We start from the raw sequence: 16,252 nt of genomic DNA, 5'->3' as shown, positions 1-16,252 counted from the left end.
AATTCTCTGATAAGGGAATATCTAGTGTAATGTCAATTATAATGTGTAAGGTAATATTTCCCGCAGGTTCTCGGAAAAGCGCAGGATGATTTTGATTATCTGCGTAATTCAGCGTAGTCTGCGGAAGAAAATTTAGGCTTGACACGACATTTAGGTTTGAAATAAAAATCGTTTTCGTATAATGCCTTTTATCAAATGTAAATCAGCACTATAAAAAGAGACTGACCAAAAGGTCTGCCTGTAGTGGAGTGTTGTTCTGAACTTGTTTCAGAATCTGTTGACAATCAGGCACCATTTTAGATGCTGAAATGCCCGTCAGACCGGGGCCATCCGGGCGGGAATTCAGCGTGACAAAAGGGACTTTTTGGTTGGCCTCTTGTATCAAGAACTTCTGTATCAGCTTTTTATTGTTTGCTGAGGTCTTTGATCCGGAGGTTTCTGAATTTTACAGGTGATCCGTGACCCAGGAACCCGATGTGCCCGGTCTTATTCAACAAGCCGGGATGCTGTTTATGATCAGCCGGTTCTGTATTGTTCTTGCTTGCCTGCGCAATATCGCCATCCAGTATTACCGTACCATTCAGGATCACGGTAATATGATTGCCAACCGCTCTTACTTCTTCATAGTTCCATTCCCCAACGGGCTTCAGGTAACCTCTTTTGGCAGGGATGATTCCGTAAACAGACCCGTGGTATTGATAGGGGTGCAGGTCTTTATAAATAGGAGCCTCGTTGTCCAGGATCTGCAGCTCCATTCCTACATAGGCGGCATCCCCCTGCAGGGGCGCCCTTATGCCAAGACCGTTGTTAGCACCAGGCGTCAGCTGAAACTCAAAACGCATAATAAAATCGCTGTACTCCTTTTCTGTGTATATATTTTTTGTAGTGCCTTCAGGAACTTCAACTTTTGGATCACATACGATCATTCCATCCTGCGCAAAATACCCTGTAGTGTTTCCTGTCCAGCCATCCAGGCTGGTGCCGTTAAACATCGGCACAAAGCCTTCCTTCTTTTCGGCATCACTTAATACATAAGGTTTGGGACGTGCCAGTTCCCGTACATATACATCGCGAAACTCCAAACGGGTACCATGCGCCTGCAATTCAATGGACTCTTTATCAAATATCGGCAGGTTCCGGTCCCAGTAATTTTCCAGTGGCACATTGTCAGTCACCAGTTTGCCGTTCAGGTAAACGGTCACTTTATCGCCCACCATTCTTATACGGAACGTATTCCATTCGTTGATCGGGTTGTCTGCAAATACCAGTGGTGTGCTCCGGTGTTTCTGGTTATTGTAAAGGCCGCCGGAACCCACCTGGGCGCCTACTTCCCTGCGGGAGGAGTCCCATGTCTGCACCTGCGGAGATCCTCTCAGGTAAACACCTCCATCTCCCTTAGGCTCCATCCGCCAGTCTACAAACAACTCAAAATCCTGATACATTTTTTGCGAGCACAGGTTGTCGAACCCTTTTCCGTCGAACACCAGTTTCCCATCTTCAACCCTCCAGTCTTTACGCATTTGCTCATCTGCCTTTTTTTGTTCGGCAGCCAGCTGCTCCGGGGTCATTTTTGCACGGGAAATAGGGTTGCCTACCAGGCCTTTCCATCCGCTGAGATCTTTGCCATTGAACATGGCAACGAAACCCGGGTCTTTGGGCAGGTTGGCCTGCTGCTTTACCCATGCTGCTTTTTGATAGGAAGCGTCGCCATCCTTATTCAGCGCGATTGCCTTATTAACAATGTTTTCAACAATGGTACCATAGAGGTCGGTGTGGTCCAGCACTATATTCATTACAGACTGAACTGCGGTTTGTTGTAGTGCCGCATCATCCAGGTATTTTGAAACAAAGACCAGGGCCGGCAAAGAGCTGTTGTGCCCGATGCCGGACAGGATCTGTTTTTTCTGATCGGTATTGGTGGCGAGGTCCATAGCATTACGGAACAGAAGCACTTTCTGATCCAGCGGGTTATCTGATTGATTAATGCCTGCAATAAAACTGTTGAGCGCTTTTTCTTTCATAGCACTGTTCGCAGGGTCTTTGCTGATGTTGTAAAGCGCATCCAGCGCGGTAAAATCGCTCCAGTTTGCCAATGCGGTTACGGCCGCTTCTTTTTGCTGCGGATCGCCGGTTTTGAATTCATTCATTACCACATCCAGGGCTTCCCTGCCGCCAATGGCTGCCAATACATTATAATAACGGGTCTTGCTGCTGCCTGATTCCTGCATCAGCCCCTGTATAATACCCACCTGGTCTGCTTTTGTTTTTTTATTTTTTATGGATGCGTATAATGCCTGTTGAAGGGCATTGACCGCGTCTGCTGCCTGCGCCTTATTTAAAAGCGCTGCAATTTTATTTTCATCCCCACCGGAAACAACATAGGGAAGCGCCTGAACAGCTGCCAGGTAGGTAGCTGGATCGGCACTTGCTGCGTCAGCAAAAACAACAGGTGCATATTCTGCTCCCCCGCGCTGCGCAGCAATTTCCAGTAGAATAGTACGTGCAGCACCGGACGACTGAGGAAGAGCTGCTGCAGCCTGCCGGGCAACTTCCGGTCCTTTAATGGTGAGCAGTGCATTTTTTGCGGCATCAAGCACCTCGGTGTCTGCAGACTTCAGCGTTCCGATTAAAGGAGCAATCGCCTGTTCCTGCCCGGCTTTTGCAATAGCGGCAATAGCTGCCAGTTGTATCTTTTTATTATCGGAGCGCAGCAGCTCTGTTAAAAAAGGAACCGCGTTTTTATCTTTATGCTCTCCAAAAATATAGAGCAGCTCTGCCTGCTGGCCGGGATCTGTTGTTTGCTTTACCACATCCTGAACGGCTGCTGCCGTTTGTGGGGTATAATGATCGCTTAGCAGGTTAACCGCTGCTGCACGGTATTGGATATCCGGTGAGGCTAAGGCTGAAATGATTTCCTGCTGCGCGTTGTTACCGGAAGCACTGTATAAGAGCGATAGTGCGGCGCTTTTGAACTGCTCCTGTAGGCCGTTCATGGCCAGCAGTTCTTTAGCTGCTCCTGCAGCCTGCGATGGTTGCCCTTTGTTTACCTGAAGGTTCAGGTAGCGTAAATAGGCATTTACTGCATTGGTAGCTTCTCCTTTATATCCGGTTTTCTGCGCGGCCGCTTTTAGTAACGGTGCAGATTGGGGGTCGCCAATGACCGACAGGGAATATAAGGCGGCTTTTTTAGCACCTGCATCGGATAAAGAAGGATAGAGCTGTTGTATCTTTTTTGCGGCCGGCGCATATTTCAGATCCCCCAGCGCTTTGATCAGGATCATTTGCTGATTCCCTTTTGCCGATGATAATGCATACAGGAGCGCGTTGGCTGATGTAGTGGTGTTTGCCCTTACCAGCACACGGGCGGCCGGATCACTCAGGCGCCTGTTTAGCAGGTATCCTTTTACAACAGGTACGATCTCATCACCCGCAACATATTGCAATTCCTGCAGCAGGAAATCGCGTACTTCATCATTCCTGGCTGTTTTAATGCCCTCAGCGAGAGCCAGCGCTGCCGTTTTTTGTTGCGCCTTATCTCTTCCTTTTCCAAGATATTTTGTTAAGCCGCTTATGGCATAGCGTGCAGCAATATCTGTACCGGAGCCGGGCGGCTGAATCTTTGCAATGATATTTTTATACCCCGGCGCACCAATGGCCACCAACTCCTGCATGGCTGCTTCCAGCTCACCGGAACTTTGGGGAGGCAGCTTCATCAAAAGGTCTGCCACCTTGGTTTCTGTGGTTCTTACATCGCCTTTATACTGGCCGTTGCTGGTACCGGTTAGCAGTAAAAACAGGGAAAGCAGTATTGCAAACTTTTTCATTCGTGTCGTATTTTTTGTTTTTGGCTCCGCAATCGGAAGCATTTATCCGGTATAATACCGGTAGCTGCCGGGATGAAAATTTTATAATAGCTATTTTGTTATTGAATGGTTGATCGATTATTAAATGGACCAGGGGCCACGCATGGGCTGATGAATAAGCGCATTGGCGGCAGCATCATCAACAAATGCCAGCTTCACAGGATCGAACTGTAAAGATCTTCCCAGGCGAACGGCGGTAATGGCCAGGTTGACCAATGTGGAAGAGCGGAACCCGTTATCTTCATTTAACGCAAATTTCTGGCGGGTTCTTACTGCCTGTGCAAAGTCGCCCAACTGCGGTTCGGGATCAGGAAGCGCGGCCAGCTTACGGTCTAGGTCCGGAATGGTTGTTTTGAAACCGTTATATACCTTGCCTTTCGGGCCTTCTATATAAGCAGCGTTTACATCCCTGTTTTCACCATCAAGCACAATTTTGCAACCGTCTTCATAAGTCAGTTCAATGCGTTTCCAGGTGCCGGCAGCATCCGGATCCTGTTCCGGGGCGTCCACGTCAATTTTTACAGGGCTGGTATGATCTTTTCCTAGAAAATATTGAATGGGATCCAGGTAATGCTGCCCCATATCGCCCAGACCGCCACCATCATAATCCCAATATCCCCGGAACGTCTGGTGCACGCGGTGCGGGTTATAGGGTTTATAAGGAGCCGGCCCCAGCCAGAAATCATAATCCAGCTCCGGCGGCACCGGTTGCGGCTCCAGGGAATGTTTACCTACCCAGAAAAATTTCCAGTTAAAACCGGTTGCAGCGTTTACCGTAACTTTCAATGGCCATCCCAGCAACCCGCTTTCTACCAGTTTTTTAATGGGCTTTACAGTAGTGTTCATCCCATAAAAATTATCCGTAAAACGGAACCAGGTGTTCAGCCGGAATATGCGCGCATTTTGCTGGATAACTTCACGCACTCTTTTACCTTCACCAATAGTACGGGTCATCGGCTTTTCGCACCATACATCTTTGCCCGCGTTTGCTGCGTCTACGCTCATGATTCCATGCCAGTGCGGCGGAGTGGCAATATGCACAATGTCGATGGCAGGATCCTGCAACAGTTCGCGGTAATCGTGATAGGTCTTTGTTCCCGAGGGACATTTGGCAAGCGCTGCCGCCAGGTGTTTCTGATCAACATCGCAAATAGCCACCAGGCGCGCATCCGTATAAGCAATATGGTTTTGCCCCATAGAGCCAACACCAATAATGGCCCTTGTCAGCTGATCGCTTGGCGCAATATGCTTTGGCCCGCCTAAAACATATGAGGGCACAATGGTAAAAGCAGCCAGGGAAGCAGCACCGTTTTTGATAAATTTTCTACGATTCATATTGTTGAATGGACTTTAAAACGTGAGTGAACCGGAACAGAGTCAGCATTAAAGATAAGCGTAGCTCTTAGAATACTAAAATAATTAAGCGTTTTTTTCTTTATCTTTTTAATAAAGATTTATGTTTCATAAAATATTTTAATGAAATGAAGCCGCTTAAATAAAAATATTTAAAATGTTTCTCCGTTTGCCAGTAAGAAGGTTGGTCATGCTGCATTAATTTGGTGCGGACAAATTGAAAACCGGGATGCGAAAAAGGTTCACCATTTTAAAGAACCTCCCGGCCGCAGGCCTGGATCTGTTTATATGCCTGTTAATAACAAGTGTTGTAAGTTGTTGGAAATGAATCTACATAAGGAACGTCATTCTGACAATGGAGCGGAGTGGAGAAATCTCTATAATATTAGAGATCCCTCGGCTGCGCCCGGGATGACGGTTAAAAAAATTATCATCCCAATAAGCATAAATGCAACGCTTTTATGAGTACCTGTTAATGACAAGTGCCCTAAAATGCCGGTAAACATTGTGGCAATCCATTCTTCATTCAAAAACTGGTGCTCCGGTTTATGAAACCCAACCAAAAAATGGCTGGGCTCCGCAGAGATGTACAGCATCCTGTTTTTGAGTGATCATGCTGAACAGCAGGCCCAGCACAGGTCATAAAACGTTTAGCGTACTCCCGTTCTATTGCAGGGTTACTTTGATCATATCTTTTATTTCAGGCAATGTGTTGAAGGGGTTAGGATTGGGAACCATCTGAATCGGTTTATTCTCTTCCAGTGGTGTACCGGCCAGATTGGCCTGGGTAACCCCTGCGCCGGGATATTGGTTTACGGCTGTACCGTCATCAAACAAACTTATGGTTGCAGAAACATCTCCTTTCTGATCGCTGCTGATATCGTTTCCGGTAGTGGCAAAGAACCAGTCATTGGAAAAGCCATACATGGTAGCTATGGCAATTTTATCGCCTTCCTGCAGCGACAGTTGCTGGGATACCCTGCCTCCGCTGGCGCCGTTTACCTGGGGTAGCAGCACCGTATTTGCCGGGTCCTGCAGCACATAAACATTTTTTACACCTGCCTTGCTTTTCAGCGCTGCTGCAAGTACTGCTGCATTTCCTTTTTGTGCCAGTTCCTTCAGGCCTTCCCCCCGATCTTTTTCTCCGGTTTTATAAAAAGGATTTTCTGATCCGCTGTATACTACAACCAAAACGGGAGATAACGGTGTAAAGATACCGGTGTGCCCGGTGAGATAGGCACTGAGCATCGTTATATCGCCCATTTCTGCAATGTTCGTAAGACCGTTAGCTGTGGGCTTTCCGGCTGAATATACCGGTTCCGGCAACAGCAGGTTGCCACCGGCAATATAGGAAATGGCCCATACGCCCGGACTGAAGGGCGTTTCATTAGTAGTGCCGCCCGAAATATTTTTAATAGTAACGGTAAATCCGGAATTGCCGCCATAGCTAAGCGACACATGCATCAGTTGTGATGCAGGCAGATAATTATGACCGAAATCATCGGTGCCGTTCACTTCCTTAATATTCTTTGGAGTAGTTTCTGCAGTGTCCGGATGCATGACACTGGCGCCGGGTACCTGGTTCACCCGGGTTCCGTTATCCCAAAGCTTTATTTGTGCAGATACATCGCCGGTAACCGGGCTGCCGTCATCATTATACAGTTGAATACCCGGATTTTCCGGCGCAAAGAACAGGTCATTGCTCCAGCCATACATGGTCGCAAACGTAAGACGTTGTCCTTTGGCAGCGTAAAATGAAAAGGATACAGATTGCCCGGGCAGAATAACCGGGGGCGTGCCGTTTCCCTTAAAGGTTCCGGACTCAACCAGGGGCTTGCTGTCAAGTACATTTTCAACAGTAATGGTTTTTGATTGCGCCTGCGGCATATCCTCTTTATCGCAGGATGCCAGCAGGGTTACGATGGATAAAGCCATAAACGACTTCAGGATGCTCTTTTTCATTTGCTTGTTTTTATTGTTTTTAATGATGCGCAGTATACCGCTTGCTGCCGGTACCGCCATCAGTAATCATACTTTTGAGCAGGCTTTTACTGATGACGGCTGCTGTTTTATTCTGAAACAAAAGAACAATCCTAATCTCCCAAAGACGTAACAGAGTTATAACAAAAGTATCACGGCGGCCTTTTGACCTGTTTTTTACTGAAATTTGTGCTATTCATCTGTATAACAAATGCAAAAAGTACTAATCATTGAAGATGACCGGGAAATTGTAGAGCTGCTCGAAGTTCATTTAAAAGACCTCGGTTGTGAAATATATACTGTCGGCAACGGGCAGGAGGGTTTGCTTGCAGCAAAGAGCAATCATTTTGACCTCATCATCCTGGATCTCATGCTGCCGGTACTGAACGGTATGGAAGTATGCAGGAAGATCAGGCAGACCGATCGTCATACGCCTGTTCTGATGCTGACGGCCCGTTCTGAGGAAATTGACAAGGTAATGGGATTGGAGACAGGAGCAGATGATTATCTTACAAAACCGTTTAGTATAAGGGAATTTATAGCCCGTGTAAAAGTTATTTTCAGAAGGAATGAGGAAAATGCATCGCAGGAGGGCATTAAGAGCACGCCTTCTGTTATCCGGTACGATGAACTGGAGATTGATTTTGACAAACGGAAAGTGACATTAAATGAGCTTCGGGTCGAGCTGTCGCCCAGGGAATTTGAGCTGCTGGTTTTGCTGGCATCCAATCCCGGAAAAAGCTACAGCCGTAAACGGTTGCTGAACCTGGTATGGGGTTATGATTTTGAGGGCTACGAACATACCGTCAACAGCCACATCAACCGGTTACGGGGAAAAATTGAAGCCGATGCTTCAGCACCAAAATATATTTTAACTACCTGGGGCATCGGGTACAGGTTTAACGAAGAATTATAATGGAAAAGAGTAAATCCATAAAAGGCAATCTGCTGTTCTGGAAAATTGCTGCTGTATTTACGATCGTATTAGTGGTATTGGGATTGGTATTTGTGCTGATCGCTTCCAGGTTCTCCAGCTCTTATTATACGGCTGCGCACCAGCAATTATATGGCGATATTGCGCAACATCTGGTAACATTTACGCAGCCGATAAAAAACGGGAAGCCGGATACCGCAGTAACGCACGATATCATACACTCTACCATGGTAGCCAATCCCAGTGTAGAAGTGTATTTACTGGATACTGCCGGGAATATAACAGATTTTGTGGTACCGGACACTACCGTGCAGATACGCCGGGTGAATATTGCTGCTGTTAAAAGATGGCTGGCTGTAAAGGACGGGGAACGCCCTCTGGGCGACAATCCAAAACTCCCGGGCGAACCATCTATTTTTTCCGCAGCGCCTATATACGAGAACGGGCACCTGTATGGTTATGTATATGCTGTGCTGGCCAGTGAAAAGCAGCGGGCAGTATTAGCGGCTTTGAATAACCATATATACATCCGCTTAGGTGCATATATTTTCTTTGCAGCACTGGCGGTTGCTTTTATTGTGGGTATTGTAACCTTCTTTCTCATAACAGACAGCATCAGGAAAATTGCAGCTGTGGTACGGCGTTTTAAAGAAGGCGACTATTCGGCCCGCATTGAGGGAAATGCCAGGGGCGACCTGGGCTTGCTTACTGCTACCTTCAATGAAATGGCAGATGTTATTGTAAGCAACATCGATAAGATAACTGCCACCGATAAGTTCAGGCAGGAACTCATTGCTAATGTGTCGCATGATCTTCGTACGCCGCTTTCCATTATGCAGGGCTACATTGAAACGCTTATGATTAAAAAAAACACCCTTGCCGGAACGGATAAAGACCGGTATCTGGCCATTGTTCATGGAAGTGCTCAAAAGCTGTCGGGCCTTGTAGACCAGCTTTTCCAGTATGCAAAGCTGGAAGCCAACCTGATAACCCCTGAGAAGGAATCTTTTTTGCTGGAAGAACTGGCTTCAGATATTTTAATGTCCTATCAGCTAAAAGCAACAGAGCGTTCTATCCGCCTTGATTTAGATACTGCACAGCATTTGCCCATGGTATTTGCAGATATTGCCCTTACCGAGCGGGTGTTCCAAAACCTGCTGGACAATGCATTGAAATTTACACCTGATGGGGGCACTATCCGGATCATTCTGTCGCCTGCTGAAAAAGGGATAAAAGTACAGGTTGCAGATACGGGGGTTGGGATTGCACCGGAAGATCAGCGTTATATCTTTGAGCGATATAAGCAGCTTAGTAAAGAAGCAGCTCCTAAAAAGGGCATGGGCATCGGATTAGCGATCGTGAAAAAGATACTGGAATTGCATAACACTGCCATTGATGTGATCAGTGAGCAGGGCAGGGGCACTACATTCCGGTTTGTAATACCGGCATAAACCGGAAAGGCCCCCGGACTGTCAGGCATGCATTTATTTTATTCGGCAGGCTTTGATCGTCTCTAAAAGTGTTGTCGTAAATATGTAAAGAACTGTGCTTTATCCAAACAGGAAGTATGCAATAATTAATGTGGTAAAGATGTTGAATAACTGTGCTCCCAGAAATGCGATAACCGGCTTGCGGTTATGAATGCCGACAAGATCTTTAAAATTGGTTTCTAACCCAATGCTGGTAAAGGCCAGGGCAAACCACAGGCCCTGGAGGTTCTTTAACGGCGTTTTGACCTGCCCGGAAACACCCGGATCTAAAAAGAAGGAAAAGATCACCGAGGCCAGTATAAAGCCTACCACAAATTTCGGGAACCGCTCCCATATGACCTTTAAAGTAGGTTTTTCAACAGCCGCCTGTTTGGAGGTGCTCTTTGTATATGTCCAGTAGACCGATATTGCAAAAGCTGCAATACCCAGTAATACGTTCTGGGAAAATTTTACAATGGTGCTGATCTTTAAGGCCGTTTCGCCCACTAAAGATCCTGAAGCCGCCACAGCTCCTGTGGTATCAATAGTGCCGCCCAGCCACGCACCGGTTATGGCCTCCGAAAGCCCCAGCCATCCGGCGATCCAGGGCATAGCGATCATCATGGGCACCGCTGTTATTAATACCAGGGAAACGACTAATGAGAGTTTTTTAGCGTCTCCCTTTATGGCGCCGGAGGTTGCTATTGCAGCCGATACACCACAAATAGAAACGGCGCTTGATAACATTAAGGACAACTCTTTGTCTACTTTTAATTTTTTGCATAACCAAAAAGAAAAGTACCATACAGAAAGCACTACTGCCAGCGCCTGTATGAGGCCTAAGGCCCCGGCTTTTAATATGTCCGAAAAAATAACGCTGGTTCCCAGCAGCACCAGGCCGATCTTTACAAAGAACTCGGAAGCCAGCGATTGCTGCAGCCAGGCAGGCACGGTAAAAAAATTACGGACGATCAACCCGATCCCCAGGCAAAAGATCACCGTTTCCATGTTCAGCAGCTTTACTTTGCCGTTGCCTCCGATGATGAAGGCCACTATTGTAAGCACATAAATAACAGGAAAGGACTTTAGCATACCCTGTATGGATTTACCCATGATCATTGTACCTGCTATTGCGATAGCATAAACAAACAGGAACTGGATACCTGTTTTAAGAAGATTAGCCCTATTCAATACATTGAGTGATAATTCGGAAAAACTATCCCAGGTAAACAAGGGCGCATCAATGATTACCCCCCACAGGGCCAGAAAAATAATTAAAAAGCCCAGCACTACTATTGTCCAGTCTTCGGAAAGTGCTATCTTTTGTTTAACTGATGACATAAGGAATTAAGTTTGATGAAAGACGCTTTTTAATGCTGCCCGGGCCGCATGATAACCGCACATACCGTGTACACCGCCTCCCGGTGGGGTAGAGGAAGAACAGCAATAAATATTTTTTTCAGAAGTGCTGTAGGGGGGGAACCGTAAAGCCGGGCGCGTATAAAGCTGGCTGATGTCGATGGTTCCGCCATTAATATCTCCGCCAATATAATTAGGGTTATATGTTTCCATAGCCACCGTGTTCATGGTATGCCGCGCAAGAATGATATCCCTGAAGCCCGGAGCAAAACGTTCTACCTGGTTTTCGATCGCTGCGGTCATATCGGTTTGTGACCCGTTGGGCACATGACAGTAGGCCCAGGCGGTTTGTTTGCCTTCAGGTGCCCTTGTATTGTCAAACAGGCTTTGCTGGGCCAGTAATACAAAGGGTTTTGAAGCAACCGCTCCTTTAGCTGCCTGGCGTTCTGCATAGGCAATTTCCTCGTAAGAGGCGCCGATGTGTATGGTAGCGGCCTTTCTGCAGGCCGCTGCTGTAAACGGTATCGGCCCATTTAAAGCCCAGTCTATTTTAAATACGCCCATGCCGTAATGATATCTTTTTAACTGCCATTTATACAAACCCGATAACCGGTGCCCGGCTATTTGAAGCAATTGCCTGGGGGTTACATCAAATAAATAGGCTTTTGCCGAAGGTAATGTTTCTATGGAGGTGACCCACCGGCCGGTTTCTATTTTACCTCCCAGTGATAAAAAATAAGCAGCCATGGCATTGGTAATGGATTGAGACCCCCCTTTGGCAAGGGCCAGCCCTTCCTGTGGGCAGCGGCCATGAGCACCAGCCCGATGGCTGAAGTGATTATGCGTTGTAAAGGCTGAATGGAGTGGGCCGCCATCCCGGCCCATAGTCCCCGGGCTTCCCTGGTCTTAAACCCTGTTACAATGCGGGAAGCCGGCTGTAAGGCATGGATACCAAAAGCTGCCATCTGCAACGGATGCGCCGGGAAACGAAGGGGAGCCAGTATATCGTCTATGATCTGATCCCATTGTGCTACTATGGGATGTATGAGGTTATAATAGGCGTTTTTATCAATGCCGAGGGCGGCTGCGGTTTCGGTCAGGGATGTGGTTACAAATGCTGCATGCCCGTTATCAAACGGGTGGGCTGCAGCAACCGGAGCATGAATGTATTCCAAACCATATTGCTCCAGTGGCAGGGAGGCCAGAAATGGAGAATGGATCGCCATGGGATGTATGGCAGAGCAAACGTCGTGCTTAAAGCCCGGCAAGGTTAGCTCTTCTGTTCTTGTACCGCCTCCGATGGTATCTTTTCCTTCCACCAGCAGCACTGAGAGCCCCGCCTGCTGCAGCGTAATGGCTGCCGCCAGTCCATTGGGGCCTGAGCCTACCACAATGGCGTCAAATCTATTCTCACTCATTGGTCATTGGTTATATAAATTCTTAAATGCTTCTTTTATATCGATATAACGGAACCTAAAATTGTATTTATCTAATTTCTCTGATACCACTCTGCGGCCTTTGAGAACAAGCTCAGCTTCTGTTCCTATTATTAAGGCACCTATATATACAAAACAGGCAATATTCGATAGCACAATTTTAGGTTTTAATACATCCCGCAGAGCTTGCATGAATACACTATTAGTAACGGGTTGCGGGCTGGAACAATTTATGATACCATTATACTTTTCATTTTTGAGACTACCTTCAATTACATTTAAAAAATCGGCTTCATGTATCCAGGATATATATTGCTTTCCGGTCCCTATTTTCCCGCCAAAACCAAGTTTGACCAAGCGTTCAAAGGGCTGCAATAATCCAGTTTGCTTTTGAAGTACGACTCCAATCCTCAATACAATTTTTCTTGTCAATGGCGTTTGACTATTGTCAAAGGCTGCCTCCCATTTTTTACACACTTCTGCGGAAAAGTTGTTTCCGGGCGAAGATATTTCATTTTTTGTTTCAGTATCGCTGTTTCCAAACATAGCTGCAGAGCTTGCATTGATCCATACCTTCGGAGGGATCTTTAATGATTCGATTGCTTTGCCGATGATATACGTTGCATTTACTCTTGAACGGATAATTTCATTTTTATTTTTTCGTGTATAACGACAATTTACCGATTTGCCGGCCAGATTAATAATAGCTTTTGCTCCTTCTAATTCCCCGGCCCAGTTATCTAAGGTTTTGGCATCCCAATTTACATAGCGCACATTATCTTCAACAGCAGCAGGGCCTCTTGTTAAAACGATTATTTGAGTGGTGCTGTTATTGAACCTTCTGATGATTGATTTTCCCAGGAATCCGGTTCCCCCTGCTATGATAATTTTTTCTTTCATTTTTATTGTCAGATTGAAAATCAATATACCTGATTTGCGCTTTGGCGCCCTTCCACGAGCGGATACCTTTTATTAATACGCTCCAGCCTTACAAAAATAGAATCATTAAATTCATTAATTCCCCATAACGTTATTTTACCTTTGTCATCAATATTATAGGCAAGCGTTTGTTTTTCGTGTTTATATGCCTTGTTTTTGTTTTGCAATTTGAGAATATGGTTGACCGTATCTGCCCGATAAAAGAAATATCTTCTTTCTCCGGACATTCCCCCTACTTCCCAGCGTGTAACACCTAGGTCCCTGTTCCTGCCTTCTTTTAATAGTTCATCGGAGTCCTGGGTATTTACCTGATTTAATTGTGTATTTTTTTTATCGCCTTTTACCCTTAATGGAGAATAGCCGATCATCCGGTCAATAATGGCAGGACGATTGGTTTTATAACTTAAAGACGACCAGGCTTCAAAAGTGGCATCAGACCAGCGTATAGAATCTTTTGGATTATAGGCAATGTACCGATTGTTTAGCTTGAATTCCGGAACTGAGTAATAGCCCTTTGTACCGGCAAGCCCGGGTGTGCTGGGTATATTGTAGTTGTTCCCGTTAAAAAAGCCATAAGCCCACAATGCAGCTGTAACCGGCACGAATAATGTATTAAAGAAAAGCTTTAACCCCTTTCGCAGATATCTTTGCCATTTTAACGTAAACTTTGGATAATATTTATATGCTTCCACATCCTGTTCTTTTACCAAAAGACTCCAGATCTTTGGTAAATCGTACCATGCAATAAAGATCCCCAATATTGAAAAGTATGCTGCAGGAACGGCAACCCCTGCATCATAGGCATGGTTCGCCAGCGCAATATTGAAACAGACTACGGCCGCCAGTGCACCGCCAAGTACGGCTGTTTTCCGGTGCAGCAGCAGGAGCCCCGGAATGATTTCCGCAAAGCCCAGAAAAATTGTATAATTGAAAGAAACTCCTACATGCGACCAGTACAGTTTTTTCTCCGCCATATCTCCAAAGGGAGTGTTAAGCATTCCGATTGTTGGAAACACCATTTGCATCGGGAATGCTTTTTTTAATCCCCACCCAATCATGCCATAGGCTAACCGATATCGAACTAAAACACGGATCCAATAATATAATTTGCTATAGTTTGTTGTTTTTTTATCAAAAATCCCCCAGATCAATGCGGCTATAACGGAAAATAAAAAGACCAGTATTAAATTTATATAGTTCAACAGACCAAATACGCCTTCTTCCGATTCAATTAAAACTATTTGCGGAGGCCAGAATGCAACAATTGATTGGGCATCATTATACGTTATTTTAGAAAGGTGAAGGCCAAATAATTCTTTATAAAAATTGGAATAGGTCGGAATGCATAATAAAAGAAAATAAATAAACGCTATCCGAAAAGCTATTTTCTGGAAATTGGTCCAGATGGGCCTTTGGTGATCGTTACTTAACTCCTGCGATGCAGTAAATTTATATTCAGACATAATTTAAATTTTTATAGTTTATGATAAGCTGCCAATAAAAAATAATCTTAAATATTAACCGGCCGGCGGCGGCCTTCCTTCATTAAAATTTTCTTATTGTTCTTCTCTAAACGAACGTGGATTGAATCGTTTCTTTCATTGATGCCGGACAGGATAATAACAGAGTCGCTTGGGATCGTATACGAAAGATTTAATTTCTCATATCTGTAATTTTTGTTTTTATTCTGTAGCAATAATTTTTTATTAATCGTATCGGCTTTGTAATAGAAATAACGCCTGCCTGATAACCCGGCTATTTCATAATTACGGTCTATGTCATTTTCAAAATAACCATCGCCTGACGACAGGTCTATTTTTAAAGGCTTATTAACATTAACCGAAATTGTTGACCATTTCTCAAAGACCACATCCTGCCACCGGGTCGAATCGGTTTTGGAGTAGGGGATCGTATCGCCGTTAATGACAAAATCCTTTACATTGTAAAAACCATAGGCCCCGGTCAAGCCCGGGGTTTTGGGAACTTTATATGGATCGTAAATGAAACTATATAAGGCCAGGCTGCCAAATAGCAAGGCAAAAAGGAGTGTAAAAGACTTTCCGAAAAACCTGATCCGCTTTAATACGGGTTCCGAAAAAACGGGTTTGAATTTACTGGCAATCCCTTTCTTTTCTTTAATTAAAAGGGTATATAGCTTGGGCACATCATATACCAGCAAAAAAACGGATAGTAGTACAATGAACGTACTAAACACATGCTCGCCGATATCATAAAAGCCATTGGCCGCCGCCACATTTCCAAGGAACCCGATTATCAGACCGGCTCCAAATGCGGTGGTTTTCCGGTTAAAAAGAAGCACGGCTGCTAAAATTTCCACGAACCCTAGAAACGATTCATACTTGGGCTCTATGCCTAAAGTTTGAAAATATATTTTCCAGGAAAAAAAATCGCCATAATTTGTGAGCAGATTGCTCAGCGATGGGTAAGGCATCTGCAATGGGAATAGTTTTATAAACCCATATGCAAATAGTGCAATGGCCAGGCGATAGCGAACAAGCACCCGCAGCCAATAATAAAGAACAACATATTCTTTTTTATCCGGCTGCTGTTTACGCCAAATGAATGCTCCTGCTATCGCAATAAGGGCTGCCAGGCCCCAGGAGGAGAAGCTTTTAAGCCCCCATTCCGGCTGGTGATCCTTTAATGCGAAAAAATCGGGCATATATTTTGAAAGCTTTAATAGCTCATAAACATGTAAACTGGCCCATTTGGTATGATACAGGTCACTGTAAAATTTCCAGTCTACAGGAATAATTAAGATGAGTAAAAAAATAAAAGCGAACCTGAACAGATTCAATTGCCAGGGTCGCCACGGAGTTGTTGCTGATCCGGCTAGTGCTATGGAATTGAGCCGTTTTGCCCACCTGTTAAGAAAATTTTTTGTTGATGACATATTTG

The 16,252-nt window shown here is 45.3% G+C and carries 11 protein-coding genes; 2 read left to right on the top strand and 9 right to left on the bottom strand.

From position 1 onward, the window contains the following. Positions 1 to 404 precede the first annotated feature (404 nt). From A8C56_RS11020 to A8C56_RS11005, 3 genes are all read right to left on the bottom strand, one after another. On the bottom strand, positions 405 to 3,824 hold the full coding sequence (locus A8C56_RS11020; protein WP_067761906.1) for a DUF1080 domain-containing protein: 3,420 nt from the start codon (positions 3,822 to 3,824) through the stop codon (positions 405 to 407). Between the two features lie 120 nt (positions 3,825 to 3,944). After that, positions 3,945 to 5,198: a Gfo/Idh/MocA family oxidoreductase gene (locus A8C56_RS11015; protein WP_067755747.1), complete on the bottom strand. Its 1,254-nt coding sequence runs from the start codon at positions 5,196 to 5,198 to the stop codon at positions 3,945 to 3,947. A gap of 684 nt (positions 5,199 to 5,882) precedes the next feature. Next, the gene (locus A8C56_RS11005) at positions 5,883 to 7,178 is read right to left on the bottom strand and encodes a spondin domain-containing protein (protein ID WP_067761904.1); all 1,296 of its coding nucleotides are present in this window, start codon (positions 7,176 to 7,178) and stop codon (positions 5,883 to 5,885) included. Between the two features lie 229 nt (positions 7,179 to 7,407). On the opposite strand from A8C56_RS11005, the gene A8C56_RS11000 reads away from it, so the two are divergent. Both A8C56_RS11000 and A8C56_RS10995 read left to right on the top strand, forming a co-directional pair. Beyond that, positions 7,408 to 8,112 carry a response regulator transcription factor gene (locus A8C56_RS11000; RefSeq protein WP_067755741.1) on the top strand — a complete coding sequence of 235 codons (705 nt, stop codon included), beginning with the start codon at positions 7,408 to 7,410 and terminating at the stop codon, positions 8,110 to 8,112. Continuing rightward, positions 8,112 to 9,581: a HAMP domain-containing sensor histidine kinase gene (locus A8C56_RS10995; protein ID WP_067755738.1), complete on the top strand. Its 1,470-nt coding sequence runs from the start codon at positions 8,112 to 8,114 to the stop codon at positions 9,579 to 9,581. Before A8C56_RS11000 ends, A8C56_RS10995 begins: the two co-directional genes overlap by 1 nt. 99 nt (positions 9,582 to 9,680) lie before the next feature. Here the strand turns inward: A8C56_RS10995 and A8C56_RS10990 are convergent, their stop codons facing one another. Genes A8C56_RS10990 through A8C56_RS10970 form a run of 6 tightly spaced genes read right to left on the bottom strand, consistent with a single transcriptional unit; the run spans position 9,681 to position 16,247 of the window. Then, positions 9,681 to 10,940: a YeiH family protein gene (locus A8C56_RS10990; protein WP_067755735.1), complete on the bottom strand. Its 1,260-nt coding sequence runs from the start codon at positions 10,938 to 10,940 to the stop codon at positions 9,681 to 9,683. Between the two features lie 6 nt (positions 10,941 to 10,946). Further along, the gene (locus tag A8C56_RS25040; RefSeq protein ID WP_245645851.1) at positions 10,947 to 11,705 is read right to left on the bottom strand and encodes a phytoene desaturase family protein; all 759 of its coding nucleotides are present in this window, start codon (positions 11,703 to 11,705) and stop codon (positions 10,947 to 10,949) included. Continuing rightward, the gene (locus A8C56_RS25035; protein WP_245645849.1) at positions 11,669 to 12,376 is read right to left on the bottom strand and encodes a phytoene desaturase family protein; all 708 of its coding nucleotides are present in this window, start codon (positions 12,374 to 12,376) and stop codon (positions 11,669 to 11,671) included. The genes A8C56_RS25040 and A8C56_RS25035 overlap by 37 nt, the downstream gene beginning before the upstream one ends. A 3-nt stretch (positions 12,377 to 12,379) precedes the next feature. After that, a complete protein-coding gene (locus A8C56_RS10980) occupies positions 12,380 to 13,294 on the bottom strand; it encodes a TIGR01777 family oxidoreductase (RefSeq protein ID WP_067755732.1) in 915 nt (304 codons plus the stop codon). A gap of 20 nt (positions 13,295 to 13,314) precedes the next feature. After that, positions 13,315 to 14,796, bottom strand: a complete 1,482-nt coding sequence (locus tag A8C56_RS10975) for a hypothetical protein (RefSeq protein ID WP_067755728.1) — start codon at positions 14,794 to 14,796, stop codon at positions 13,315 to 13,317. A gap of 47 nt (positions 14,797 to 14,843) precedes the next feature. Continuing rightward, a complete protein-coding gene (locus A8C56_RS10970; RefSeq protein ID WP_084490164.1) occupies positions 14,844 to 16,247 on the bottom strand; it encodes a hypothetical protein in 1,404 nt (467 codons plus the stop codon). Positions 16,248 to 16,252: the final 5 nt, after the last annotated feature.

Source organism: Niabella ginsenosidivorans (assembly GCF_001654455.1).
Taxonomy (GTDB): Bacteria; Bacteroidota; Bacteroidia; order Chitinophagales; family Chitinophagaceae; genus Niabella; species Niabella ginsenosidivorans.
The sequence above is the reverse complement of the archived record's forward strand: the minus strand, read 5'-3'. Positions and strand labels throughout refer to the sequence as shown.